The sequence below is a fragment of the Proteus sp. fly-1008 genome, from assembly GCF_040140305.1.
Classification (GTDB): Bacteria; Pseudomonadota; Gammaproteobacteria; order Enterobacterales; family Enterobacteriaceae; genus Proteus; species Proteus vulgaris_B.
In genome coordinates, this window is sequence record NZ_JBEEWH010000003.1 from 173085 (window position 1) to 199362 (window position 26278).

A 26278-nucleotide genomic window follows, 5' to 3' on the forward strand; every position below is an offset into this window, starting at 1 on the left:
CATGAAATTAAATATAAAACACTTATTATTGACTGTCTTTCGACTTAATAAAAAGCCGTTCCACTATGATTTTTATCCTAATCATATAGCCCTTATAGAAAAACCATTAACCCCTTATAGCCGTTACATTGCTTCTACCATTTCACTCAGTATTGTGGCTTTTATTTTGTGGGTTTATTTTGGGAAGTTAGATGTGCAATCCCCTGCAACGGGTAAGCTTGTAGTTACTGGTCGCTCCCAAATAATTCAAATACATGAACCTAGCCGATTGGCTATTCTTCATGTAAAAGATGGGCAAAAAGTTAATCAAGGTGATGCTTTATTGACACTTGATATATTGGGTGTTGATGAAGAAATTAAAGGAATAAGAAAAAAAAGGGAGAATCTACTATTACTTAAAATTCGCTATCAAGCCTTGAGCCAAGAAGTATCACCTAAAAATCTTTATCATTTTAATAAATTAGATAATAAAACAAAAAAATCAATCTTGTTAGGTTATCAGAAAGAAAAAGATGAATTCGATAGCAACATAAATGTATTAGAAACCGAAATTGAAGTAAATAATAAAAATCAAACACTAACTTACAATGATCTACTGTCTTTAAAAAAGATACAAAACAATATAAAGCAACGATTTATTATTAAAGAAGATCTTTTTAATAAAAAAATAATTAGCAAAATGGAATATCTTGAAAGTGAAAAAGAGCTATTAGAAATAAATCGTTCAATAATAATAAAAAATTCAGAATTTTATATTATTAAAAACCAAGAAAAACAATTACATGAAAACTTAAAACAATTAGAAAAACAAAAAAAACTAGAATGGCATGATAAATATAAAAAATATGAGAGCGAGTTATTAATTTATACTCAAAATTTTAATCACCTCCAAAAGCGACAGCAACTCAAAATCGTACGTTCACCCATCACAGGAACAGTACAACAAATTTCTATTTATACACTCGGTAGTGTATTGCAACCTTCACAAAGTGTCATGACGATAGTTCCCGAACATCAAGAGAATTTTGCAGAGGTTAATCTTCTCAATAGAGATATCGGTTTTATTCACATAGGGCAAAAAGCAATGATAAAAATAGATGCCTTTCCTTATACTCGTTACGGTACAATTGAAGGTGAAATTATTAATATCGCTAAAGATTCTGTTCAACATGAACAATTAGGTTTAGTTTACCCTGCTACAATTAGATTAAATAAACAAACCATTGAAAAAAATAATCAGTACTATCAGCTTACCCCAGGAATGTCTTTAGTCGCCGAGATAATTACGGATAAACGCCGTGTTATTGATTATGTTTTAAGCCCAATAGAAGTTTATCGACATAACGCACTGACTGAAAAATAAGATCGGGTATTTAATCTCATGAAATATATAAATAATATTATAAAAATGAAAAAATACAATTACTCCATTATTGATGGATTAATTTATTTTTCTAAAAAAAACAATGGAAATATAAAAAGTGAGAATGTTTTTCACTTTCTTGGAAAGGATAATTCATTTAATAAATGGAATGTTATAGAAGCTGCTCAATTACTTAATTTAAAATGTAAATTCGATATTTTTGATTATGAGGATAAAAAACATCACCTTATTGATACTCTTATTGAAATAAACAATCAATGGTATATTTTAAAAGAAAAAAAAGAAGAATTTTTAATAATATTTGATATTAAAAGAAATATCACCATAGAGTATAAAATAGATAAAAAACAAAAATTAAGCACAGTATTCATAACCAATAAAGAACACATATCATTGCGTAATAAATTTAATATTAATTGGTTTTTTTCTTCTATTTTAAAACAAAAAAAATCACTCTTACTAGTTTTTATTTTATCAAGTTGTAGCCAACTCTTCGCATTAGTGAATCCTTTAATTTTTGAGACATTAATCGATAAGGTATTAACTGGAAGAAATTTATCAAACTTACATTTATTAGGTTATTTATTACTCTTAATTGCAATCACTGAACCTGTTTATCTTTTTCTACGAGACAAATTGTATACATTTATTTCTTGCCAATTTAGTGCTGATTTTTCAGGTAAAATTTATCAACATCTTATTCGCTTACCGAGTTCTTTTTTTAACCAGCGACAGTCAGGCCAAATAATTGCCCGTATTCAAGAGCTTTCACATATTCGTCAATTTATTACTGGTTCCGCATTGATGTTAGTGCTCGACCTAATTTTTATTATTGTATTTATTTCTGTGATGTTTACTTATTCTGTACCACTAACTTGGATAACGTTAGGTGCATTAGTTCTTTATTTTACACTTTGGCTGATCCTTGGCCCTATTATTCGTTATTGGGTTGAGCAGGAATATCAAGCTAATGCTGATACTACCAGTTTATTAACCGAAACAATTACTGGTATTGAAACCATAAAAATTACAGCAACAGAAAATCTTTTTATCGATAAATGGCAATATAAAATTGCCGATCAGATTAACAAACGATTTTCAGCAACTAAAAAAAATTTATTAGCTCAACAACTTATATTTATCATTCATAAAATCACAACAGCGATTATTTTGTGGCAAGGTGTTAATTTAATTATTAATACACAAATAACAGTGGGTGAACTTATTGCATTTAATCTCTTTACTGCACATATCACACAGCCTATTTTACGTTTAGCGCAATGCTGGCAAGATTTTCAACAAGCAACGATTTCTCTACGTCGTATTGGTGAGATTTTAAATACACCGACAGAACACCAATATAATGGATTAGTAACAGTGCCCAAAATCATAGGTCATATTGATTTTTCAAATGTCTATTTTCGTTATACCTGCCATACGCCAGATGTTATTGAATCACTCTCGTTCTCTATTCCTGCAGGCCAATTTATTGGTATTACAGGTCGCTCTGGCTCAGGAAAAAGTACCGTTACGCGTTTAATTCAACGTCTCTATACTCCTCAACAAGGACAAATTTATATTGATGGCATGGATTTGGCTATCGCCGATCCTCTCTCATTACGCCAAAGTATTAGCATTGTTCTACAAGAAAGTTTTTTATTTAGTGGTTCTATTGTCGAAAATATTCGTTTATCAAAACCCAATGCAAGTGAAAAAGAATTAATAGAAGCATGCCAACTTGCAGGTGCTCTAGAGTTTATTGAGCAACTTCCTTTGGGATTTAACACTCAAGTCGGAGAGAGAGGGTCTAACTTATCAGGAGGCCAACGCCAACGTATTGCACTGGCAAGAGCTTTATTAACAAATCCACGTATTCTTATTTTAGATGAAGCCACATCAGCATTAGATTACATCTCTGAAGCACAAGTTTTGGCAAGTTTACCTCGGATTTGTAAAAATAGAACTGTAATTAGCATTGCACACCGTCTCAATACATTAGTGTATACAGATTATATTTATGTCATAGATAAAGGACGAGTATTGGAAGAAGGAACTCATTCGGATTTGCTTGAAAATAGAGCGCTTTATTACCAATTATGGAAACAGCAAGTTCAATAATAATGTTTAAAGAAACAAAAAAGGCTCGAAATACCGAGCCTTTAATATATTACTGATAATTATATCAATAATTAGTACAGCATACGAGCACGAATAGTACCTGGTAATGCTTTGATTTGTTGCAAGACTAACTCTGCTTGAGCCTTGGTTTGAGTTGTAATATCAATCACAACATAACCTACATTGCCTGAAGTTCGCAGAAATTGTGCTGCCACGTTGATGTTTTGTTCAGTAAACACATTATTGATACTATTCATCATACCAGGGCGGTTTTCATGAATATGCAGTAAACGGTTTACATCATCGCCGTGGCTTGGTAATGAAACTTCAGGGAAGTTAACCGCAGATAGCGTTGAGCCATTATCTGAATATTTAGCTAATTTACCTGCAACTTCATAACCAATATTTTCTTGCGCTTCTTGTGTTGAACCACCGATATGTGGCGTTAATATCACATTATCGAATTTAATAAGTTCAGAGACAAACGGATCGTTAGGATCGTTATTTGCACCAGGCTCTGATGGGAACACGTCAACGGCAGCACCAGATAAATGTTTTGATTCTAACGCTTGTGCTAATGCAGGAATATCAACCACAGTACCGCGAGAGGCATTGATAAGAATTGAACCTGGTTTCATGCGCTGAATTTCTTCATGACCGATCATATTCTTTGTTGATGGTGTTTCTGGTACATGTAAGCTGACAATGTCACACATATTCAATAGTTCAGACAAATGACGAATTTGTGTTGCATTACCCAGTGGCAGTTTGTTTTCAATATCATAGAAATAAACATCTAAACCCACGCTTTCAGCCAAAATACCTAACTGTGTACCAATATGACCATAACCAATAATACCCAGTTTTTTACCACGCGCTTCAAAACAGCCTTTAGCTTGCTTATCCCAAACACCACGATGGGCTTTCGCGTTTGCTTCCGGAATACGGCGCAGTAATAACAGTAATTCACCTAGCACCATCTCAGCCACGGAACGAGTGTTTGAGAAAGGCGCATTGAAAACAGGGATACCGCGACGAGAGGCCGCATCTAAATCAACCTGATTGGTCCCAATACAGAAGCATCCTACAGCAACTAATTTTTCAGCGGCTGCAAAAATTTCTTCTGTTAAATGAGTGCGGGAACGAAGACCAACAAAACGTGCATCACGGATAGCTTCTTTTAATTCTTCGTCCGATAACGCACCTTTGTGATATTCAATATTGGTATAACCCGCCGCTCTTAAATTTTCTACTGCACTTTGGTGCACACCTTCAAGGAGTAGAAACTTTATCTTTTCTTTTTCCAAAGATACTTTGACCATTTACCCTGCCCTATCGTTGTTACATTTAATGAAAAACAAAATCCTGTCTCAACAACATAACAAAAATAGAGTTTGTGGCAATACAACCGATTGCAGTGATGACAGAATAAGCAATAAAGAAAGCGATTTTCTACCGAGTAAAATGATTTTGACTTTGAAAAAGGCAGGATTTTAAAGAGAGATATAACTATGGTGTGATATATATCACTGAATTTGCAGTTTCTAAAATAATTTTAAAAAGAGGTCGCCATAGCCACCTCTTTTTAGTCATCTTACTTAATCGTTTTAACGCCTTCAGACGTTCCCATTAAAACAACATTTGCACCACGATTAGCAAATAATCCTACTGTAACTACACCAGGAATACTGTTAATTTTATTTTCCAGTTCAATAGGGTTAAGAATTGTTAAGTTATGAACGTCTAAAATAACGTTTCCATTATCTGTTACCACGTTCTCACGATATTCAGGCAAGCCACCCAATTTAACTAATTCACGAGCTACATAAGAGCGCGCCATCGGAATAACTTCAACAGGCAGTGGGAATTTACCTAATACATCGACTTGTTTAGATTCATCAACAATACAGATAAATGTTTTTGCCACACCTGCAATAATTTTTTCTCGCGTTAATGCAGCACCGCCACCTTTGATCATTTGCATCTGGTGGTTGATTTCATCAGCACCATCAACATAGATATCTAAAGAATCGACCTCATTGCAGTCAAAAACAGGAATGCCGTAACTTTTTAGTTTTGCTGTTGATGCTTCTGAACTTGAAACCGCACCTTCGATTTGACCTTTCATTGTCGCTAATGCGTCAATAAAATGAGAAGCTGTGGAACCTGTTCCAACTCCCACGATAGTACCGGGTTTTACATATTCAAGCGCCGCCCAACCTACTGCTTTTTTCAATTCATCCTGAGTCATTTAAAAAAACCTTATTTATCACGTTAATGGACTAAGAATAGCATATTGCATTCAAAACTAGCACGAGACACATCAAAAACTGAGAAGCAACATTTTAACTCATTACTACAAAAAATATGGCATAGTAAGCAACAGAATATAAAATCAAAGAGAGTCTGTTAATGAAACGCCCTGATTATCGAGCATTACAAGCCCTTGATGCCGTCATTCGCGAACGTGGTTTTGAAAGAGCAGCACAAAAGTTATGTATTACACAATCTGCCGTTTCACAGCGTATTAAACAATTAGAAAACTTATTCGGCCAACCACTATTAGTGCGTACTGTTCCCCCTCAACCCACAGAGCAAGGGCAAAAACTATTGGCATTATTGCATCAAGTAGAATTACTTGAAGAACAATGGTTAGGTGATGAAAATAGTGGCTCCACACCGCTTTTACTCTCTTTGGCGGTAAATGCTGATAGTTTGGCAACGTGGTTATTACCTGCTTTGCATCCAGTTTTAACACAACTGCCTATTCGGCTTAATATACAAGTTGAAGATGAAACGCGAACACAAGAACGCTTAAGACGAGGCGAAGTAGTTGGTGCAATCAGTATTCAGCCACAAGCATTACCAAGTTGCCTTGTTGATCAATTAGGCGCTCTTGATTATCTATTTGTGGCCTCTCCTGATTTTGCTCAACGTTATTTTGCGAATGGCGTAACTAAGTCGTCATTATTAAAAGCCCCTGCAGTTGCATTTGACCATCTTGATGATATGCATCAGGCATTTTTACAGCAAAACTTTGGTTTATCTCCAGGTAGCGTGCCTTGCCATATTGTTAATTCTTCTGAAGCATTTGTGCAATTAGCAAAACAAGGTTCAACATGTTGCATGATCCCTCATCTGCAAATTGCTAATGAGCTAAAGAGTGGAGAGTTGGTTGATTTAACTCCGGGACTTTGCCAGCGACGTATGCTTTATTGGCACCGTTTTGCACCAGAAAGTAGAACGATGAGAAAAGTGACAGATGCACTGATTGATTTTGGCCGTAAGGTTTTAAAACAAGGTGAAGAGTAACACGATTATTATCATCTTTTAATACAAAAAATAGGCTTCTCTAGGAAGCCTATTTTTTACCGTAACATGATTATTTAGTGCGTTTTAGTTCAAAAACAACATCCACATAATCTTTAAATTCGATACTTTGTTGTTCATAAGTTTCTTGCACTGCCGCTGGAGCTTGGGCTTTTAATGCCATTGCATCCATACGTACTTGTGCGATTGGATAAGGTGTCGCCTCTGGCGCACGATAGCTTACGCTATAGACTGCACCTAAATCTGCACCAAAACCTTTTGCAACAGAAGTTGCTTGATCAATGGCATTTTTAATGGCCACTTCTCGTGCTTTTACTTTGTATTGTTCTGGATTATTTACGCCAAACTCAACGTTATTAATTTCATTTAAACCCGCAGCTAATGCGCCATCAAGTAACGTATTAAGCTGTTCTAATTTCTTAATTTTGACATTCACAGTACGTGTTGCTGTATAACCATTAATCACCGAACGCTCTGCTTTTTTATCATACTCATAGTTTGGTTGAGTACGGATATTGGCGGCGTCGATATCTTCCTTCACAACACCATTTTCTTTTAAGAAGGCAAAATATTTTGCAACACGCTCATCGACTAGTTTCTTAGCCTGAGCTGCATCTTTTGCTCTTTCATTAACCTGAATATTTAATGTCGCCATATCAGGAGCCGCTTTAATTGTCGCATTACCCGATGTTGTAATATGTGGTCCTTCTGGCTCCGAAGCGGCTAGTGCAATGGAAGGTAATCCCAGCGTAAACACGGATGCTAATACAATCGCTCTTAATTTCACAAAAAACCCCCTGACAAGATTAATTTTAATGCCCTGTTTTTAGGACTAAGAAGAACATTAGCATATATGATGTAAAGTTCTTTAAGATTAAAAGAGAGTTTTCCATCCTTGCGCAGCTAATTGAACAGCAATAAACCACATCACACATCCTACAAACAAATTAATCATACGTTGAGAGCGTGTTTTGCTTAATATGGGAGAAAACCAAGCCGCAAGTAGTGATAATGCAAAAAACCAACTTATAGAGGCAAATACCGCACCAATTGTAAACCAAGGTCGAAGATCTGAGGTTAATTGTCCTCCAATACTACCTATCACAACAAAAGTATCTAAATAAACATGAGGATTAAGCCAAGTTACGGCAATTAATGTCACAATCACACGCCAACGACTTTTTACCTGATTTTCACTTTGTGATAATTCAATATCTTTTGAAAAAGCGGTTTTAAATGCATTCCAACCATACCAAAGTAAAAATGCCACTCCTCCCCATGTGATCAAGAATAAAAGCGTTTCTGATTGGCTAAGTAATGCACTACCACCAAAAACACCTGCTGTTATCAATACAACATCACTTAAAGCGCATAAAAATGCACTCATTAAATGAAATTGTTTTTTACTCCCTTGCTGTAAAACAAAAGCATTCTGTGCACCTATCGGTAAAATCATGGCTGCACTTAATAAAAAACCCTGAATAAAAGTTGTAAACATGCAAAATACCTTAATAATTATTCGTTAGGAATTAGCTGAATAATAGAGGGATTTTGATATTAGAGGAAATGAATCATTCTTATTGTTAATAAGAAAAACTAATGATAATAAAATATGGAAAAAATAAAAATCTCACTAAGATTAATAAGATGAAATAACCATATTCATTAATAACATAAAAATAAAATTAGACCAGATAACAATATGAGGCATTACCACAATTAATGCGGTAATAAATAAGATAATACATGTTCGTTTTTTAGCTGCTTTATGTGAATACCACAATAATAATAGAGCCAAAGAGAAAACAAGATAGCCCTCAACATAATGAAAAACAAAAAAGAAACTCCTTAAGATTATCTCCATCTTTAATACCCAATCCCTTTCTAATCTGTGTTATCTCATTATGCTTCCTTTCTCATCATACAAAAAAGCCACGTTATTAACGTGGCTCTGTGTCATCTATTCTTGTGAGACTATTCTGCTTTCGCTGTCGTACTTTGTGTTTGATGCATATAAACATCCATTTGTGGGAATGGAATTCCAATATTGTTTGCATCTAATGCACGTTTAAAATCTTCCATTAGATCCCAATAAACAGGCCATGCATCACCATTGGTTGTCCAAACACGTACCACAAAGTTTAATGAAGATGGCGCCATTTCATGTAAACGGATAGTCACGTCTTTATCATGTTGAATGCGTTTGTCTTTAGCAACAACATCACCTAACACTTGTTTTACTTTATCAATATCCGCATCGTAAGCCACACCGACAATAATTTGTGTACGGCGATTTGGCTCACGACTTAAGTTAATGACTTCACTACTGATAATTTTGCTATTTGGAATAACAATAATTCTGTCATCCGCTGAACGTAGTGTGGTTGAGAAAATTTGTACATCTTTCACCGTACCTTCAACTGCACCAATCATCACATATTCATCAGTACGAATTGGGCGGAAAATAACAATTAATACACCTGCCGCAAAGTTAGACAGTGAACCTTGTAATGCTAAGCCTACCGCTAAACCTGCAGCACCTAATACTGCGATAACGGAGGCTGTTTGTACACCTAATCGTCCTAATACAGCAATTAAGGTAAAAGCAACAACAGTATAACGAACTAAAACAGATAAAAATGTCACAACAGTAGCATCAATATGGCGCAATGTAAGAACTCTTGCGACACCTTTACCAATCATTTTTGCGACAAAAAGACCAATAAATAGGATCAAAAATGCGGCAACAATATTCACAGCATATTGAATAAAGAGATCTTGATTCGCAACAAACCAACCTGTTGCTTCATCTAAACTCGCGGGTAATTCATTCATTAGACCACCTTTAAGACTTAAAAATGTAATAAGAAGAATAGCTGTTCAATAGTATATTGTGGCATATTTATTTCATAAATAAATAGGAATTGTTAATTCCTTCTATTTTCCAGAATAAATAACCGATATTTCTGTAGCATGGTAGCAAAATCGTCTAAACCACAAAAAGCAATGCTTTCGTTATCGTAATAGCTCATGCCCTCTTCCATTTCATCTGTTTCAAAATGGAGTGTATTCGCTCTGACCATCACTTCTTCATCATCAATCGAAAGGCTATATTCTTTACCGATGAGTTCCCATTGTCTTTCGCTACCTTTAATGCCTTCCATTTCTTCAAGAATTTGGTCTATAAGATTAATATCGCCCTGAATTTCATCATTCAACCAATAACCTATTGCTTCATGATCCATCGAAAATCGGGCTAGTATACCGCCAGTGAGATCTCGCTGAAATTCATAATCCATGGTGTACGCCCCTTATTAAGCTTTCGCTTTTAAATAAAAAATACCCTATTCTTATTATGACAAAAATAACAAAAAACGGGAGGCATTAGCCTCCCGTTTGTTCATATTAAATACGTTTAAAGCAATAAATTAATCGTTATACCGTTGTTTGGAAAATAACTTGGTCTGCTTTATCTGTATATTGGGCAAGTTGATCAAAGTTCAGATAGCGATAAGTATCTTCTGCAGTTTCATCGACTTTATTCATAAAGTCGAGATACTCTTGAGGCTCAGGTAAACGACCTAATAATGAAGCAACTGCCGCAAGTTCTGCTGAAGCAAGATACACATTTGCACCTGTACCTAAACGGTTGGGGAAGTTTCGTGTCGAGGTTGAAACAACAGTTGCACCATCAGCAACACGCGCTTGGTTCCCCATACATAGTGAACAACCAGGTACTTCGATACGTGCTCCACTCTTACCAAAGACGCTATAATAGCCCTCTTCCGTTAATTGTGCGGCATCCATTTTTGTTGGTGGAGCAACCCATAAACGTGTTGGTAATTGACCTTTATGTTGATCAAGCAGTTTACCCGCTGCACGGAAGTGCCCAATGTTAGTCATGCAAGAACCAATGAATACTTCATCAATTTTGCTGTTTGCTACTTCAGATAACAGGCGAGCATCATCTGGATCGTTAGGGGCACATAGAATTGGCTCTTTGATCTCATTTAAATCAATTTCGATCACTGCGGCATATTCTGCATCAGCATCCGCTTCAAGTAATTGCGGATCTTTCAGCCAATTTTCCATTGAAGTAATACGACGCTCAATAGTACGACGATCGCCATAACCTTCAGATATCATCCATTTCAATAAGATGATGTTAGATTGCAGGTACTCAATGATAGGCGCTTTATCCAGTTTAATGGTACAACCTGCCGCTGAACGTTCTGCTGATGCATCAGCAAGCTCAAATGCTTGTTCTACTTTTAGTTCTGGTAAACCTTCAATCTCAAGAATACGACCAGAGAAAATGTTCTTCTTACCTTTTTTCTCAACTGTCAGTAAACCATCTTGGATCGCGTAATAAGGAATAGCATGAACTAAATCACGCAGTGTCACACCCGGTTGCATTTCGCCTTTAAAACGTACCAGAACAGATTCTGGCATATCTAATGGCATAACCCCAGTTGCAGCAGCAAAAGCCACTAGGCCAGAACCTGCTGGGAATGAGATACCAATAGGGAAACGAGTATGCGAGTCACCACCTGTACCAACAGTATCAGGTAATAACATACGGTTTAACCATGAGTGGATAATACCATCACCCGGACGCAGTGAAACACCACCACGGTTCATAATAAAGTCAGGCAAAGTATGATGTGTTGTAACGTCTACCGGTTTTGGATAAGCCGCAGTATGGCAGAATGATTGCATCACTAAATCAGCAGAGAAACCAAGGCAAGCTAAGTCTTTTAACTCATCACGTGTCATGGGACCTGTTGTATCTTGTGAACCGACAGAGGTCATTTTTGGCTCACAATATTCGCCAGGGCGAATACCTGTACGGCCACAAGCACGGCCTACCATTTTCTGAGCTAGTGAGAAACCGCGGTTACTTTCTTTAACAGGTTTAGCATGACGGAATAGTGTGCTAACTGGTAAGCCTAGTGATTCACGTGCTTTTGACGTTAACCCACGACCAATGATCAATGGAATACGACCACCAGCACGAACTTCATCAATTAATACTTCTGTTTTCAGCTCAAAGGTTTCTAGTAACTCATTCGTTTCATGGTTACGAATTTCACCTTTATATGGGTAAATATCAATAACATCACCCATATTTAATTTAGAAACATCAACTTCGATAGGCAATGCCCCTGCATCTTCCATAGTGTTAAAGAAGATAGGTGCAATTTTACCACCGAGAACAACGCCACCACCGCGTTTATTAGGAACGAATGGGATATCATCTCCCATAAACCAAAGTACGGAGTTTGTCGCTGATTTACGAGAAGAACCCGTCCCTACAACGTCACCAACATAAGCTAGTGGAAAGCCTTTTTTATTTAATGCTTCAATTTGTTTAATAGGACCCACACTACCCGGCTGATCAGGTTCAATCCCTTCGCGCGCATTTTTTAACATGGCTAAAGCATGTAATGGAATATCTGGGCGAGACCAAGCATCTGGTGCTGGAGATAAGTCATCGGTATTAGTTTCACCAGTGACTTTAAATACGGTAACAGTTATTTTTTCTGCTAATTCTGGACGTTCAGTAAACCATGTTGCATCAGCCCAAGATTGCATAATTTGTTTAGCATACTCATTGCCTGCTTTGGCTTTTTCTTCAACATCATAGAAGTTATCAAACATCAATAAGGTATGTGAAAGCGCTTTAGCTGCAATTGGGGCTAATTTATTGTTATCCAGAGATTCAATTAAAGCATGAATATTATAGCCACCTTGCATGGTACCTAATAATTCAACGGCTTTTTCTGGCGAGATAAGGGGTGATGTGGTTTCGCCTTTCGCGAGGGCAGTTAAAAAACCCGCCTTAACATAGGCAGCTTCATCAACTCCGGGTGGAACACGGTTAACAATTAAATCAAGAAGAAATTCTTCTTCACCTTTAGGGGGGGTTTTTAATAGCTCAACAAGTGCGGCTGTTTGTGTGGCATCGAGAGGTTTTGGAACGACACCTTCAGCTGCACGCTCTGCTACGTGCTTACGGTATTCTTCTAGCACGACTGTCTCCTCGCTTCTTTGTCATTTTGTATAACCCGGCTGTCTGCACCTTGTTAATAAGGTGCCAGGTCAGAGGATCTTTTGCTCGCATAAAACATAAGAGGTTGTGAAATTATGCCCAGCTAAGGGCTATCAGCATAGCAAATCTTCAACACGATGTTAATTCGTTCACATAAAAGTAACATTAATCAGATTCAAATATCCACTTATTCAGATTAAAACACTTAAACAAAATATATAACAGAGACTTTTAACCAAGATTTTGGTTAATAACCACACTTTTTATAGTTTTTTTCACACCCGAATTAGCACTAAAGTAAAATTTACGGTCAAATAAACATCATTCACACTAAATAACCCGCATCACACGATAGAAGACAATCAGCTTTTCAATAAAAAAAGAGCCAAGTTCCATAAAGAACTTAGCCCTTATCATTTAAACTACTTTAGTAAACTGATTTCAGTAAAGCTATTTTCAGCAAAACTGTTTCCAGTAAAAAAGTCGCTTATTTTTTCTTTTTCGCTTTTGGATTTGGCAGGTCAGTGATGCTACCTTCAAATACTTCCGCAGCCATACCAATTGATTCGTATAACGTTGGGTGAGCGTGGATAGTTAATGCGATATCTTCAGCATCACAACCCATTTCGATTGCCAGACCAATTTCACCTAACAGTTCACCACCGTTAGAACCAACAATTGCACCACCGATAACACGGTTAGTTTCTTTGTCGAAAATCAGTTTAGTCATACCATCAGCACAATCTGATGCGATTGCACGGCCTGATGCCGCCCATGGGAAAGAAGCCACTTCATAGCTAACGCCTTTCTCTTTCGCTTCTTTTTCTGTCATACCAACCCATGCAACTTCTGGTTCAGTATAAGCGATTGATGGGATAACTTTAGGATCGAAGTAATGTTTTTTACCAGAAATAACTTCTGCTGCAACATGACCTTCATGAACACCTTTATGAGCCAGCATTGGTTGACCAACAATGTCTCCAATAGCAAAGATGTGAGGTACATTAGTGCGCATTTGTTTGTCAACATGGATAAAGCCACGATCATCAACTTCGATGCCCGCTTTACCTGCGTCTAGTAATTTACCGTTAGGCACACGACCGATAGCAACTAATACTGCATCGTAACGTTGTGGTTCTGCTGGGGCTTTTTTGCCTTCCATCGTTACGTAGATGCCATCTTCTTTTGCTTCAACCGCAGTAACTTTGGTTTCTAGCATCAGGTTAAATTTCTTGCTGATACGTTTGGTAAATACTTTAACCACGTCTTTGTCAGCAGCAGGAATAACCTGATCAAACATTTCAACCACGTCAATCTGAGAACCCAGAGAATGATAAACCGTTCCCATTTCCAGACCGATGATACCGCCACCCATAACCAGTAAACGCTCTGGTACAGTTTTCAGTTGCAGTGCATCTGTTGAATCCCATACTCGTGGGTCTTCATGTGGAATAAATGGTAATTCGATTGGACGTGAGCCGGCAGCAACGATTGCATTTTCAAAAGTGATGGTAGTTGTACCTTCACCACCTTCAACAGACAATGTGTGAGAACCAGTGAATCGTGCTTCGCCATTAACAACAGTCACTTTACGGCCTTTAGCCATGCCCGCTAAGCCACCGGTTAATTGAGAAATAACTTTGTCTTTCCAGATGCGAATTTTGTCGATATCTGTTTTTGGTGCATCAAAAACAACACCGTGTTCAGATAATGCTTTCGCTTCTTCGATAACTTTAGCAACGTGGAGTAACGCTTTAGAAGGGATACAACCCACGTTCAGACAAACACCACCTAATGTAGAGTGACGTTCAACTAAAACTGTTTCTAAACCTAAGTCAGCGCAACGGAACGCCGCGGAATAACCCGCAGGGCCTGCACCGAGAACCACTACCTGTGCTTTAATTTCAGTACTCATCGTGACCTCATTATTTATTTGTCCGGCGAGTCAGACGAAAATCCATATTTAACACCGAGACTTACATACCGCATGCAGTTTACAGAAATGTTAATAAACTGAAAAGCGCTCTAACATGACGGATCTCACAACCTAAGATGTATGACTGTAAAATCCATCATCGTAATCAGAGAAACCGGTGCTAAGCACCGGTTTAAATAATTACATTACCAAACGACGTAAATCGCTCATGTACTGATTAATCAGAGTGATGAATCGAGCACCGTCAGCACCATCGATCACGCGGTGATCGAAAGATAATGACATTGGTAGAATCAAGCGTGGTACGAACTCTTTACCATTCCATACAGGTTTCATAGAAGAACGGGAAAGTCCCATAATCGCAACTTCTGGTGCGTTAACGATTGGTGCAAAACCGGTAGTACCGATACCACCAAGGCTAGAAATTGTGAAACATCCACCTTGCATATCCGCAGCGGTCAATTTACCTGCACGTGCCTTCTTAGAAACTTCAGCTAACTCATAAGACAGTTCAATAATGCCTTTTTTGTTAACATCTTTGAAAACAGGAACAACTAAACCGTTAGGTGTATCTACAGCAATACCAATATTGATGTATTTTTTCAGGATCAGTTTCTGTCCATCTTCAGAGATAGAACTGTTAAAGCGTGGCATATCTGCCAGTGCTTTTGCAGCAGCTTTCATCACGAAGACTAACGGAGTGATCTTAACATCCAGTTTTTTCTTCTCTGCTTCTTTATTTTGCTGTTTACGGAATTCTTCAACCTCAGTGATATCTGCTTCATCGAACAGATTTACGTGAGGGATCATCACCCAGTTACGGCTTAAATTAGCACCAGAGATTTTCTGGATACGGCTTAATTCAACTTCTTCAATTTCACCAAACTTGCTGAAGTCAACTTTTGGCCAAGGTAACATGCCTGGTAATCCACCACCTGCATTCGCTGGCGCTGATTCAGCACGTTTAATTAACTCTTTCACGTAAGACTGAACGTCTTCACGTAAGATACGGCCTTTACGACCAGTACCTTTCACTTTCGCTAAATTCACACCAAATTCACGCGCTAAGCGACGAATAACAGGTGTTGCATGAACGTAAGCATCATTTTCAACGAATTCTTCTTTTGCTACTGGTGCAGTTGCTTGTGCTTTTGCAGGTGCTGCTGGTGCAGAACTTGCTGGCGCGACTGCTGCTGGAGCTGGTGCTTGAGCAACAGGTGCTGCACCGGCAACTTCAAACGTCATGATCAGTGAGCCAGTTTTCACTTTGTCGCCCACTGCAATTTTGATCTCTTTAACCACACCTGCAAATGGTGCTGGAACTTCCATAGAAGCTTTGTCACCTTCAACGGTGATAAGTGATTGTTCTTCAGAAATGGAATCACCTACTTTAACCATTACTTCAGTAACTTCAACTTCGTCACCACCGATATCTGGAACATTCACTTCTTTCACAGCAGATGTTGCTGGTGCAGATGCTGCTGGAGCTGGTGCTGCTTGAGCAACAGGTGCGCTACCTGCAACTTCAAATACCATGATAAGAGAGCCAGTGCTCACTTTATCACCAGTTGCGATTTTGATTTCTTTTACTACGCCAGCAAATGGAGCTGGAACTTCCATAGAAGCTTTATCGCCTTCTACAGTGATCAGTGATTGTTCTTCAGCAATGCTATCGCCCACTTTCACCATCACTTCGGTAACTTCAACTTCATCACCGCCGATATCAGGTACATGAACTTCTTTTAATTCTGCAGTTGCAGGCGCAGCTGCTGGTGCAGGAGCTGCTACTTGAGCTGGTGCAGCTTGCGCGGCACCTTCTGCTTCAAAAATCATGATAAGAGAACCTGTTTGGACTTTGTCGCCCACAGCAATTTTGATCTCTTTCACTACACCCGCTTGTGGTGATGGGACTTCCATAGAGGCTTTGTCGCCTTCTACAGTAATTAAGGATTGTTCTTCCTCAATACGGTCGCCCACTTTCACCATCACTTCGGTGACTTCAACTTCATCAGCACCGATATCTGGGACTTTAATTTCAATAGACATTCACTTTACCTCTTACGCCAGACGTGGGTTTACTTTTTCAGGGTTGATGTTGTATTTATTGATTGCTTCTTCAACAATCTTCACATCAATCTCACCACGTTTAGCTAATTCACCTAATGCAGCAACAATCACATAAGAAGTATCAACTTCGAAGTGGTGACGCAGGTTTTCACGGCTATCAGAACGACCGAAACCATCTGTACCTAATACGCGGTAATCATCTGCTGGTACATATGTACGAACTTGTTCAGCGAACAACTTCATATAGTCAGTAGAGGCTACAGCTGGTGCATCATTCATAATCTGAGCGATGTAAGGTACACGCGGTGCTTCAGATGGGTGTAGCATGTTCCAACGTTCACAATCTTGACCATCACGAGCCAGTTCAGTGAATGAAGTTACGCTATAAACATCAGAACCAATACCGTATTCAGTAGACAGGATTTGTGCTGCTTCACGTACATGACGCAAAATAGAACCTGAACCCAGTAATTGAACTTTACCTTTCGCACCTTCCAGTGATTCCAGTTTGTAGATACCTTTACGGATACCTTCTTCAACACCGGCTGGCATTGCTGGCATATGGTAGTTTTCGTTGAGTGTAGTGATGTAGTAATAAACGTTTTCTTGTTTATCACCATACATACGTTCTAAACCGTCTTGCATGATAACAGCAACTTCATAAGCGAAGGCTGGATCATAAGAGATACAGTTAGGGATAGTCAGTGATTGAATATGGCTATGACCATCTTCGTGTTGTAGGCCTTCACCATTAAGTGTTGTACGGCCTGAAGTACCACCCACTAAGAAGCCACGAGCTTGTTGGTCACCTGCTGCCCAGCATAGATCGCCAATACGTTGGAAACCAAACATTGAGTAGTAGATATAGAATGGGATCATTGGCAAATTGTTAGTGCTGTAAGATGTTGCAGCAGCTAACCAAGATGCGCCAGCACCCAGTTCGTTGATACCTTCTTGCAGAATTTGACCTTTAACATCTTCTTTATAGTAAGCAACTTGCTCACGATCTTGAGGCGTATATTGCTGACCATTCGGGCTGTAAATACCGATTTGACGGAACAGACCTTCCATACCGAAAGTACGTGCTTCGTCAGCAATAATTGGAACTAAACGATCTTTGATAGATTTGTTTTTCAACATTACATTCAGTGCACGAACGAATGCGATAGTTGTAGAAATCTCTTTAGATTGTTCTTCCAGTAATTGGCTGAAATCTTCCAGTGTCGGAATATCTAGTTTTTCTTCAAAACGAGGACGACGTGCTGGCAGGTAACCACCTAAATCCTGACGACGTGCGTGCAGGTATTTATATTCTTCTGACTCTTTGTCAAAAGTAATATAAGGAAGGTCTTTAATTTGCTCATCAGCAACTGGAATATTGAAACGATCACGGAAATGGTGAACGCCATCCATATTCATTTTTTTAACTTGGTGAGCAATATTTTTACCTTCTGCTGTTTCACCCATACCATAGCCTTTAATGGTTTGAGCTAAAATAACAGTTGGTTTGTTTTGAGTGTCTTTTGCTTTTTGGAATGCAGCAAAAACTTTCTTCGGATCGTGACCACCACGGTTTAATGCCCAGATTTCATCATCAGTCATATCTTTAACTAATGCAGCAGTTTCTGGGTAACGATTGAAGAAGTGCTCACGAACATAAGCGCCATCACGAGATTTAAATGTCTGGTAATCACCATCCAGAGTTTCATTCATTAATTGAATGAGTTTGCCAGAGGTGTCTTTACGCAGAAGCTCATCCCAACGATCGCCCCACATTACTTTGATAACGTTCCAGCCAGCACCTGCAAAGATACCTTCTAATTCGTTAACAATTTTGCCGTTACCTGTAACTGGGCCATCAAGACGTTGTAAGTTACAGTTAACAACGAAGCACAGGTTATCTAATTTTTCGCGAACTGCGATGGTGATTGCACCTTTAGATTCTGGTTCGTCCATTTCGCCATCGCCTAAGAACGCATAAACAGTTTGTTTAGTCGTATCTTTTAAGCCACGGTGATTTAAATATTTCAGGAATTTAGCTTGATAAATTGCAGATAGAGGCCCCAGACCCATAGAAACAGTTGGGAACTGCCAGAATTCAGGCATTAATTTAGGGTGAGGATAAGAAGATAAACCTTTACCACCAATTTCTTGACGGAAATTATTTAATTGTTCTTCTGTTAAACGACCTTCTAAGAATGCGCGAGCATAGATACCTGGGGAGATATGTCCTTGGAAGTAAACTAAATCGCCGCCATCAGTTTCATTTTGAGCACGGAAGAAGTGGTTAAAACACACTTCATATAACGTTGCAGAAGATTGGAATGACGCCATGTGTCCGCCGAGTTCCAAATCTTTTTTGGATGCACGCAGAACCATCATTACTGCGTTCCAGCGAATAGCAGAACGAATACGACGCTCTAATTCCAGATTGCCAGGGTAAGCGGGTTCATCTTCAGCAGGAATGGTATTGATATAATCACTGTGTACAGAGCCGCCTAAAGCAATATTAAGACCGCCATTACGCGCTTGTTTTAATACCTGATCAATCAGGAACTGTGCACGCTCAACACCTTCTTCACGGATGACCGAGTCGATCGCTTGTAACCAGTCGCGAGTTTCGATCGGATCCACGTCATTTTTCAGCATATCTGACATGGTGTATTCCTTATCTGTTATCTGTTTTTAATGGTTATGGGAGTCTATCTTCCCGTTATACCCATTTGATATGACGGGAAGATAGACCCTGCTGTTATTACCGCTATCCCTGAAAATCACAGGGAGATAGGTAGTACAGACTCAGCGGTCAGGATCTGTGCTACTAAAATAAATCAGGGTGTTGTTGGAGCCGGCGCAAAGAGCGCTCACGGCGAGTATGTTCACGACTCATATCCAACAAAACATCTTCAATAAAGGCTAAGTGGCGATGTGAAGCTTCACGCGCTACCTCTGGCTCTCTATTAATAATAGCCTGATAAATCTGACTACGATGCTCACTTACGGCAGTTAACATCTCTTTACGAGTGTAAAGAAACTCAAAATTCTGGCGGATATTCTGCTCAAGCATAGGTACCATGCATCTTAATAAATGTAATAGAACAACATTATGAGCAGCTTCCGTGACAATTAATTGATATTGCAATACAGCTTCAGACTCAGCGACCAAATCACCCTTTTCATGGGCCTTCAAAATACAATCATGGCTTGCTTTGATACGAGCAAGATCTTCATCAGTACCGCGTAACGCTGCATAATAAGCAGCAATGCCTTCAAGGGCATGGCGCGTTTCTAAGAGATCAAATTGAGATTCGGGATGTCCGCTAAGCAGTTGAGCTAAAGGATCACTAAAACTTTGCCAGAGATTATGCTGAACAAATGTTCCACCACCTTGGCGACGAAGTAAAAAACCTTTAGCTTCTAATTTTTGGATAGCTTCACGCAATGAAGGGCGAGATACATCAAATTGCTTCGCCAGCTCACGCTCAGGTAAGAGTTTCTCTCCTGGACGCAGAGTGCCTTCTAAAATCAGATGCTCAAGCTGTTGCTCAATGACATCAGAAAGCTTAGGTTGACGGATTTTTGTATAAGCCATATTGCTGGAAGCCATTATTGGATAACTATTACCTTTGTGATTGAGTTGTCAATTGGTAATACCAATTTAATATAACGGATAATAAAGTAACAAAGTATTCACTAACTGTCCATACAGTTGTTGAGCGAAATCATAAAAACCTGCAAATTTTAACAAATTATTTTAAAAATTCATCAAAAGTGATAACTAGATCGCATTATACTGAAACGTTAAAAATAAATTTTTTAACGTTTTTTAAACACATAAACAGTCAAACTGAAGCGTGACAGCAATAACAAAATGAATAAATACTTATCTTGATTACGTTTTAATTCAATTAATCTTGTTATTTCGTTAACAAACTATGAAAATAGTCCCAATCAAAGTGAGGCCCTGGATCTGTTTTTCGATTTGGAGCAACATCACTATGCCCTGTTATGTTCTCTTTAATGGCAGGATAAAGCGTAATAAGTGATTGAGTTATCTTGGCTAATTGCTGATATTGGTTTAGTGTAAAATTACAATTATCAGTACCCTCAAGCTCTATACCAATAGAGAAATCATTGCACTTTTCTCTACCTTTATATAAAGATACGCCCGCATGCCATGCTCTATCTGTAAAAGGCACATATTGCACAATTTCACCGTCACGCCGAATAAGGCAATGAGCAGATACTCTTAACCCGATTATTTCACTAAAAAAAGGATGATCTTGCTCTGATAATGTATTGGTAAATAACCTATCAATATAAGGCCCACCAAATTGACCTGGTGGCAAACTGATATTATGAACAATCAGTAAAGAGGGGACTTCTCCTTCAGGCCTTTTATCATGGTTTGGTGAAGGTACTTTTCTTGCATCAATAAGCCAACCTTGTTTAATTTCCACATCAACCCTCTTCTACTGTGTTTTAGCTATTATCAATAATTTTATTAACTAATATTCATCAATAAATGCGAACTTTCTCTCAATAATAAAGGTTAAATTTGTATAGCTCTGTTTTCTTTTCGATATTTTACTCAAATTTTATTTTATCTATTCGCCAATAAAGTCCTTTTTTTTCATACTTCTAGTGTCTATTAATCAAGGAGGACGCTAGATGAACGCACTTAATTATCACTCATCCGAAAATGGCTTTACCCTTATGGAACTTATGATTGTCATAGCCATTATTTCTATTTTAAGCTCCGTAGCTATTCCTGCTTATCAAGGCTATATCCAAAAAGCGGCTTTAACCGATATTTTGCAAACGCTCTCCCCTTATCGTTCAGCTGTTGAATTATGTCGTTATGAAAATGAACTTCACCATTGCGATTCCGACTCAACATTTATGCCCCCACAATTTCGCAGTCGATACCTTTCTGAAGTATCTGTATTAAATGGTGTCATTAATGCAACTGGGAAAGCACAACTTGAAGGCCTAACCATTGTCATGTCTTTAGAAAAAAGTGCGGGTGATTATCTTCCCATATGGAGGACACTATGCTCTGCCGCTAATACTACGTTACAAAAGCAATGTACTGAAATATTCAAATCATATTAATGCATTATGGATATTGGGGAACATTCGTATTGAATGTTCCTATATTAAAACAACACAAATAAAACAAATATAAAAAGGTGAATAATGGATATTACACACTCAGCAACAGAATTTATTGAACATCTATTACGCCATAGCATTTTAATGCGTGTTTCTGATTTACATATTGAACCTCAACAATTCAACTTTAGAATTAGAGCCAGAATAGATAACCATTTATATTTATTTTCTCCACCTCCGAATGAATTCTCAGAAGAAATAGTGACACGTTTAAAGATATTGGCTAATTTAAATATTACAGAAAAACGATTACCTCAGGATGGACAATTTACTTGGTCTTATAATGAGAAAAATTATTCAATAAGAATAGCGACACTTCCCACTCTTTATGGTGAAAAAATCGTTTTACGCCTTATCAATAACCTCCAACAACCAGATTTAAACTATTTAGGATTTCAGCCATCTCATTTAACACTATTAAAAAAATATTTAACTTTACCTCAAGGTATGATTTTAGTCACAGGCCCAACAGGTAGTGGAAAAACACTAACTTTATATAGTTGCTTACATTATTTAAATAAAGATAACCGTAATATAAATAGTGTTGAAGATCCCATTGAATTACCATTAGAGGGTATTAATCAAATTCAGATTTGTGAAAAAGCAGGGATCACATTTACTACAATACTACGCGCATTATTACGTCAAGACCCTGATATTATAATGGTGGGTGAAATTCGAGATCCCTCCACTGCTGAAATGGCAATGAAAACAGCACAAACAGGACATCTTGTTTTATCCACATTGCACACTAATTCCACAAATACCACCTTAATGCGCCTACACAATTTAGGTATTGCAAAAGATCTTATTCACTCTTGTATTAGCTTAATTATTTCACAGCGATTAGTGCGCTGTTTATGCTCGCATTGTAAAACCTGCTTACCCAATAAAAAACAGATTAATATTAATGAAGAAATCATTGAATTGCCGAACTGGCAAGCAATAGGTTGCCAACAATGTAGTTCCGGTTATAAAGGAAGAACGGCAATCTATGACTGTTTTGAACCAACAAAACAAGCACATGCATCTCCCTATAATTTACTCCATTCAGGTATTTTATTAATTAAACAAGGAATAACAACACTTGAAGAGGTTTATCAAACTCTGGGAGATATTGAATGAGATTACAGCAAGTTTATCGTTACGTTGCACTAAGTTATCAAGGCGAATGGTGTTCAGGAAACATTCTCGCATCATCAAATAATGATGTCTTCATTAAATTAATACAGCAACAAAAAATCCCCATAAAAATACGTTTATACAAAATCATGATATTTCAAGAAAGTGATAAAAAATATCGTATTCAATTACTTGAACAACTCGCATTATTACTTCACTCAGGTTTAGCTCTTTTACCTGCTTTAACGTTATTAAAAAATGAATGTCGTTATACTCATTGGCAATGTGTATTAGATGATATTATTTTTAACTTAATGCAAGGTGGCACATTATCAAAACAGTTAAGCCGTTATCCCGTTTATTTTCCACTTTCATTAGTGCGCTTTATTTTTATTGGTGAAGAAAGCGGAAAATTAAATGAAGTCATAACACTTCAAATAACACAATTAAAAAAACAACAAGAAATAGTTAATAAGATTAAAAAATCTTTTAAATACCCACTTTTTTTATTGGCTATTCTATTTTCTATTACCAGTATTATGTTGTTATACGTTTTACCTGAATATCAGTCCTTATACAGTGCCTTTAATACCGAGCTTCCTGATTTAACTTTAGCATTAATTGCTTTCTCCCAATGGTTTTCTAACTATATTTTTATAATACTTATTTTCTTCATTGGGCTAATATTGCTTTATCATTTTATTCGCCATTACTCGCCGTTATTTTATTATTATGAACAAACTATTTTCCTTCACCTACCTTATTTCGGCACGCTATTAAAACACCATCAACTCTATCTTATTTTTCAAATAATAAGTATTACACAACAAGCTGGATTACCATTATTACAAGGCTTAACGATTATTATAGAACAACTTACACATCCTATTTATAAACGTCAGCTATTACAAATGAGTGAACACATTACGCAAGGAAAATCATTAAGTTTATTTATGAAAAATGCATCTTACTTTCCTCCTATTTGCCACCAATTTATCATTTGTGCAGAAAACTCAGGACAGTTACTCTATTTTTGTCAGCAATTAAGTGATTGGTTTTATCATCAGCTTGAAGAACAATTAAATACTATCAGTACATGGTTAGAGCCGCTGTTAATGGCGATAATTGCATCGATTATTGGTACATTAATTATGGCTATGTATCTTCCTATATTACAGTTAGGTGATACTATACAATGAATCACAAATTTTATGAGTAATATGCTATTGTGATCTTTCTCGCTAAGTAATTGATTGATGATAATTCTATTACTGATTATGAGGTAGGATGTTAGGGTAGCAGAAAATCACCTATCATAATAACCGAATAAAACCTAAATATTGCGGTTATTATCTTGTGATAAAAACAAAATTAGGCTTTAGAATATCCAAACTAATAGCAAATTTTAATTCATTAAAAATAGATAAACACAATGGCTTATACGGTTGCTCTTACAGGCGGAATAGGTAGTGGTAAAACCACTATTGCTAATGCTTTTGCCTCATTAGGTGTACCTCTTGTTGATGCTGATGTTATTGCTCGATTAGTGGTAGAACCTCATTCCTTTGGGCTAAATGCGTTACATCAACATTTTGGTGACAGCATTTTATTGCCTGATGGTTCATTAAACCGAGCTCAGCTACGCCAGATTATTTTTCAACATGATGAAGAAAAAAACTGGGTCAATAATCTTCTTCACCCCCTGATACAGCAAGAGACTCAAAGACAAATACAACAAATTAAAACCCCTTATTTTATTTGGGTTGTTCCTTTATTAATTGAAAATAAATTAACTCACTTAGCCTCTCGTGTTCTTGTCGTTGATGTTACACAAGAAGAACAAATAGCAAGAACAATGAAACGAGATGGCGTAAGCCGAGAACAAGTGCTCAATATTTTAAAGGCACAAGCTCAAAGACAAGAACGATTAGCCGCCGCTGATGATATTATTGAAAATCACGATAATAGCCAAAATATAATTGGCAAAGTTAAGCAACTCCATCAGCATTACTTAGAATTAGCTCAACAAGCGTTACAGGACAACAGCCATGAGTGATGACATCACAACTATCATCTTCGAACATCCCCTAAATGAAAAAATGCGTTCATGGCTTAGAATTGAAAACTCATTAATTCAAATTAATAGTTTTCGTACAATCGATTCGTTACCCACCGCACTCTCTTTTTTCCGCGCGATATCAGAATTTATTGAAGTGCTTGATCGTGGTGAAATTCGTGCTGAATTACTCAAAGAATTAGAAAAAAGACAAAAAAAATTACAACAATGGCTATCATTCCCTAATGTTGATAAAGAAATTGTCACACAAATTATTAATGAACTAGCCGAAAATGCATCGGTATTAAGTCAAGCTCCGCGAATTGGGCAGCATTTAAAACAAGATAAAGTAATAAGTTTAGTCAAACAGCGCCTAAGTATCCCAGGAGGATGCTGTAATTTTGATGTACCTGCATTGCATTTATGGTTAAGTTTGCCTCAAACCATCCGTGATGAAAGATTACAAAACTGGATGACAGGCTTGTTACCATTACAAAATGCATTGAATAGCTTACTAACGCTTATTCGCCAATCAGATACTTTTAAACCCGCGTTAAGTCATCGTGGTTTTTACCAAGATAGTGCTGAAGAAGGTGAACTACTACGTCTTAAAATCGCCATTGACCACCAGATCTACCCTCAAGTATCTGGCCATAAAAATCGTTACGCGATCCGATTCTTACCACTTGATAGTGAAAATGGAACAATACCGCTAGAACTACCCTTTGAGATTGCTTGTTGCTAACATTGTGTTGATCACCATGAACACCTATCGCGCCAATGAAATCTAGGAGAGATAATGAGCGAAGAATTAATTGTGAAATGTCCAACCTGCCAAACAGAAGTTATTTGGAATGAAAGTAGCCCTTATCGCCCTTTTTGTAGCAAACGTTGCCAACTTATTGATTTAGGTGAATGGGCTGACGAATCAAAACGTATTCCAAGCCAAAGCGATATTAATGACAGTGACGACTGGAGTGAATCTCCACAACCTGAGATTAAAGATTTTTAATATTCCGATTAAGAACATAAAAAATA

The 26278-nt window shown here is 37.4% G+C and carries 21 protein-coding genes; 9 read left to right on the forward strand and 12 right to left on the reverse strand.

What is annotated here, in order from left to right; genetic code table 11:
- Position 1 precedes the first annotated feature (1 nt).
- On the forward strand, positions 2 to 1363 hold the full coding sequence (locus ABN256_RS07365) for an HlyD family type I secretion periplasmic adaptor subunit (protein ID WP_349439303.1): 1362 nt from the start codon (positions 2 to 4) through the stop codon (positions 1361 to 1363).
- An 18-nt stretch (positions 1364 to 1381) separates the two neighbouring features.
- Positions 1382 to 3502 carry a type I secretion system permease/ATPase gene (locus tag ABN256_RS07370; RefSeq protein WP_331459167.1) on the forward strand — a complete coding sequence of 707 codons (2121 nt, stop codon included), beginning with the start codon at positions 1382 to 1384 and terminating at the stop codon, positions 3500 to 3502.
- A 71-nt stretch (positions 3503 to 3573) separates the two neighbouring features.
- Here the strand turns inward: ABN256_RS07370 and serA are convergent, their stop codons facing one another.
- On the reverse strand, positions 3574 to 4824 hold the full coding sequence (gene serA / locus ABN256_RS07375) for a phosphoglycerate dehydrogenase (RefSeq protein ID WP_072069238.1): 1251 nt from the start codon (positions 4822 to 4824) through the stop codon (positions 3574 to 3576).
- Between the two features lie 272 nt (positions 4825 to 5096).
- Positions 5097 to 5753 (reverse strand): ribose-5-phosphate isomerase RpiA, encoded by a 657-nt coding sequence (gene rpiA / locus ABN256_RS07380; protein WP_196554026.1) that lies wholly within the window; start codon positions 5751 to 5753, stop codon positions 5097 to 5099.
- 161 nt (positions 5754 to 5914) lie between these two features.
- On the opposite strand from rpiA, the gene ABN256_RS07385 reads away from it, so the two are divergent.
- On the forward strand, positions 5915 to 6814 hold the full coding sequence (locus ABN256_RS07385) for a LysR family transcriptional regulator ArgP (protein WP_109407438.1): 900 nt from the start codon (positions 5915 to 5917) through the stop codon (positions 6812 to 6814).
- A gap of 70 nt (positions 6815 to 6884) precedes the next feature.
- On the opposite strand, the gene ABN256_RS07390 is transcribed toward ABN256_RS07385, so the two are convergent.
- The 10 genes from ABN256_RS07390 to ampD all read right to left on the reverse strand — a co-directional run bounded on the left by ABN256_RS07390 (position 6885) and on the right by ampD (position 21347).
- Positions 6885 to 7619: an oxidative stress defense protein gene (locus ABN256_RS07390; RefSeq protein ID WP_072069241.1), complete on the reverse strand. Its 735-nt coding sequence runs from the start codon at positions 7617 to 7619 to the stop codon at positions 6885 to 6887.
- Between the two features lie 87 nt (positions 7620 to 7706).
- Positions 7707 to 8330, reverse strand: a complete 624-nt coding sequence (argO, locus tag ABN256_RS07395; protein WP_196554025.1) for an arginine exporter ArgO — start codon at positions 8328 to 8330, stop codon at positions 7707 to 7709.
- A gap of 476 nt (positions 8331 to 8806) precedes the next feature.
- Positions 8807 to 9667, reverse strand: a complete 861-nt coding sequence (gene mscS / locus ABN256_RS07400; protein WP_196554024.1) for a small-conductance mechanosensitive channel MscS — start codon at positions 9665 to 9667, stop codon at positions 8807 to 8809.
- 92 nt (positions 9668 to 9759) lie between these two features.
- Entirely contained in the window at positions 9760 to 10131 is a 372-nt protein-coding gene (locus ABN256_RS07405) for a YacL family protein (protein ID WP_196554023.1), read from the reverse strand.
- A 136-nt stretch (positions 10132 to 10267) separates the two neighbouring features.
- Positions 10268 to 12865: a bifunctional aconitate hydratase 2/2-methylisocitrate dehydratase gene (gene acnB / locus ABN256_RS07410; protein ID WP_197268969.1), complete on the reverse strand. Its 2598-nt coding sequence runs from the start codon at positions 12863 to 12865 to the stop codon at positions 10268 to 10270.
- A 506-nt stretch (positions 12866 to 13371) separates the two neighbouring features.
- A complete protein-coding gene (gene lpdA, locus ABN256_RS07415; protein ID WP_072063363.1) occupies positions 13372 to 14799 on the reverse strand; it encodes a dihydrolipoyl dehydrogenase in 1428 nt (475 codons plus the stop codon).
- Positions 14800 to 15000: 201 nt separating this feature from the next.
- Positions 15001 to 16866: a pyruvate dehydrogenase complex dihydrolipoyllysine-residue acetyltransferase gene (gene aceF, locus ABN256_RS07420; protein WP_197268968.1), complete on the reverse strand. Its 1866-nt coding sequence runs from the start codon at positions 16864 to 16866 to the stop codon at positions 15001 to 15003.
- A 12-nt stretch (positions 16867 to 16878) separates the two neighbouring features.
- Positions 16879 to 19545, reverse strand: coding sequence for a pyruvate dehydrogenase (acetyl-transferring), homodimeric type (aceE, locus tag ABN256_RS07425; RefSeq protein WP_072069248.1), 2667 nt, complete (start codon positions 19543 to 19545; stop codon positions 16879 to 16881).
- 163 nt (positions 19546 to 19708) lie between these two features.
- Positions 19709 to 20479 carry a pyruvate dehydrogenase complex transcriptional repressor PdhR gene (pdhR, locus tag ABN256_RS07430; RefSeq protein ID WP_072069345.1) on the reverse strand — a complete coding sequence of 257 codons (771 nt, stop codon included), beginning with the start codon at positions 20477 to 20479 and terminating at the stop codon, positions 19709 to 19711.
- A gap of 325 nt (positions 20480 to 20804) precedes the next feature.
- Positions 20805 to 21347, reverse strand: coding sequence for a 1,6-anhydro-N-acetylmuramyl-L-alanine amidase AmpD (ampD, locus tag ABN256_RS07435; protein ID WP_072069249.1), 543 nt, complete (start codon positions 21345 to 21347; stop codon positions 20805 to 20807).
- 211 nt (positions 21348 to 21558) lie between these two features.
- Between ampD and ppdD the strand changes: the two genes are divergently transcribed.
- The 6 genes from ppdD (at position 21559) to yacG (ending at position 26252) form a co-directional block, all read left to right on the forward strand.
- A complete protein-coding gene (gene ppdD, locus ABN256_RS07440; protein WP_196554020.1) occupies positions 21559 to 22002 on the forward strand; it encodes a prepilin peptidase-dependent pilin in 444 nt (147 codons plus the stop codon).
- 84 nt (positions 22003 to 22086) lie between these two features.
- Positions 22087 to 23187, forward strand: a complete 1101-nt coding sequence (locus tag ABN256_RS07445; RefSeq protein WP_231619266.1) for an ATPase, T2SS/T4P/T4SS family — start codon at positions 22087 to 22089, stop codon at positions 23185 to 23187.
- On the forward strand, positions 23184 to 24383 hold the full coding sequence (locus tag ABN256_RS07450) for a type II secretion system F family protein (RefSeq protein ID WP_197268967.1): 1200 nt from the start codon (positions 23184 to 23186) through the stop codon (positions 24381 to 24383). The genes ABN256_RS07445 and ABN256_RS07450 overlap by 4 nt, the downstream gene beginning before the upstream one ends.
- Positions 24384 to 24616: 233 nt before the next feature.
- Positions 24617 to 25240, forward strand: a complete 624-nt coding sequence (coaE, locus tag ABN256_RS07455) for a dephospho-CoA kinase (RefSeq protein WP_196554018.1) — start codon at positions 24617 to 24619, stop codon at positions 25238 to 25240.
- Positions 25233 to 25985 (forward strand): cell division protein ZapD, encoded by a 753-nt coding sequence (gene zapD / locus ABN256_RS07460; RefSeq protein WP_072069254.1) that lies wholly within the window; start codon positions 25233 to 25235, stop codon positions 25983 to 25985. The genes coaE and zapD overlap by 8 nt, the downstream gene beginning before the upstream one ends.
- Before the next feature lie 54 nt (positions 25986 to 26039).
- Positions 26040 to 26252, forward strand: a complete 213-nt coding sequence (gene yacG / locus ABN256_RS07465; RefSeq protein WP_196554017.1) for a DNA gyrase inhibitor YacG — start codon at positions 26040 to 26042, stop codon at positions 26250 to 26252.
- Positions 26253 to 26278 lie beyond the last annotated feature (26 nt).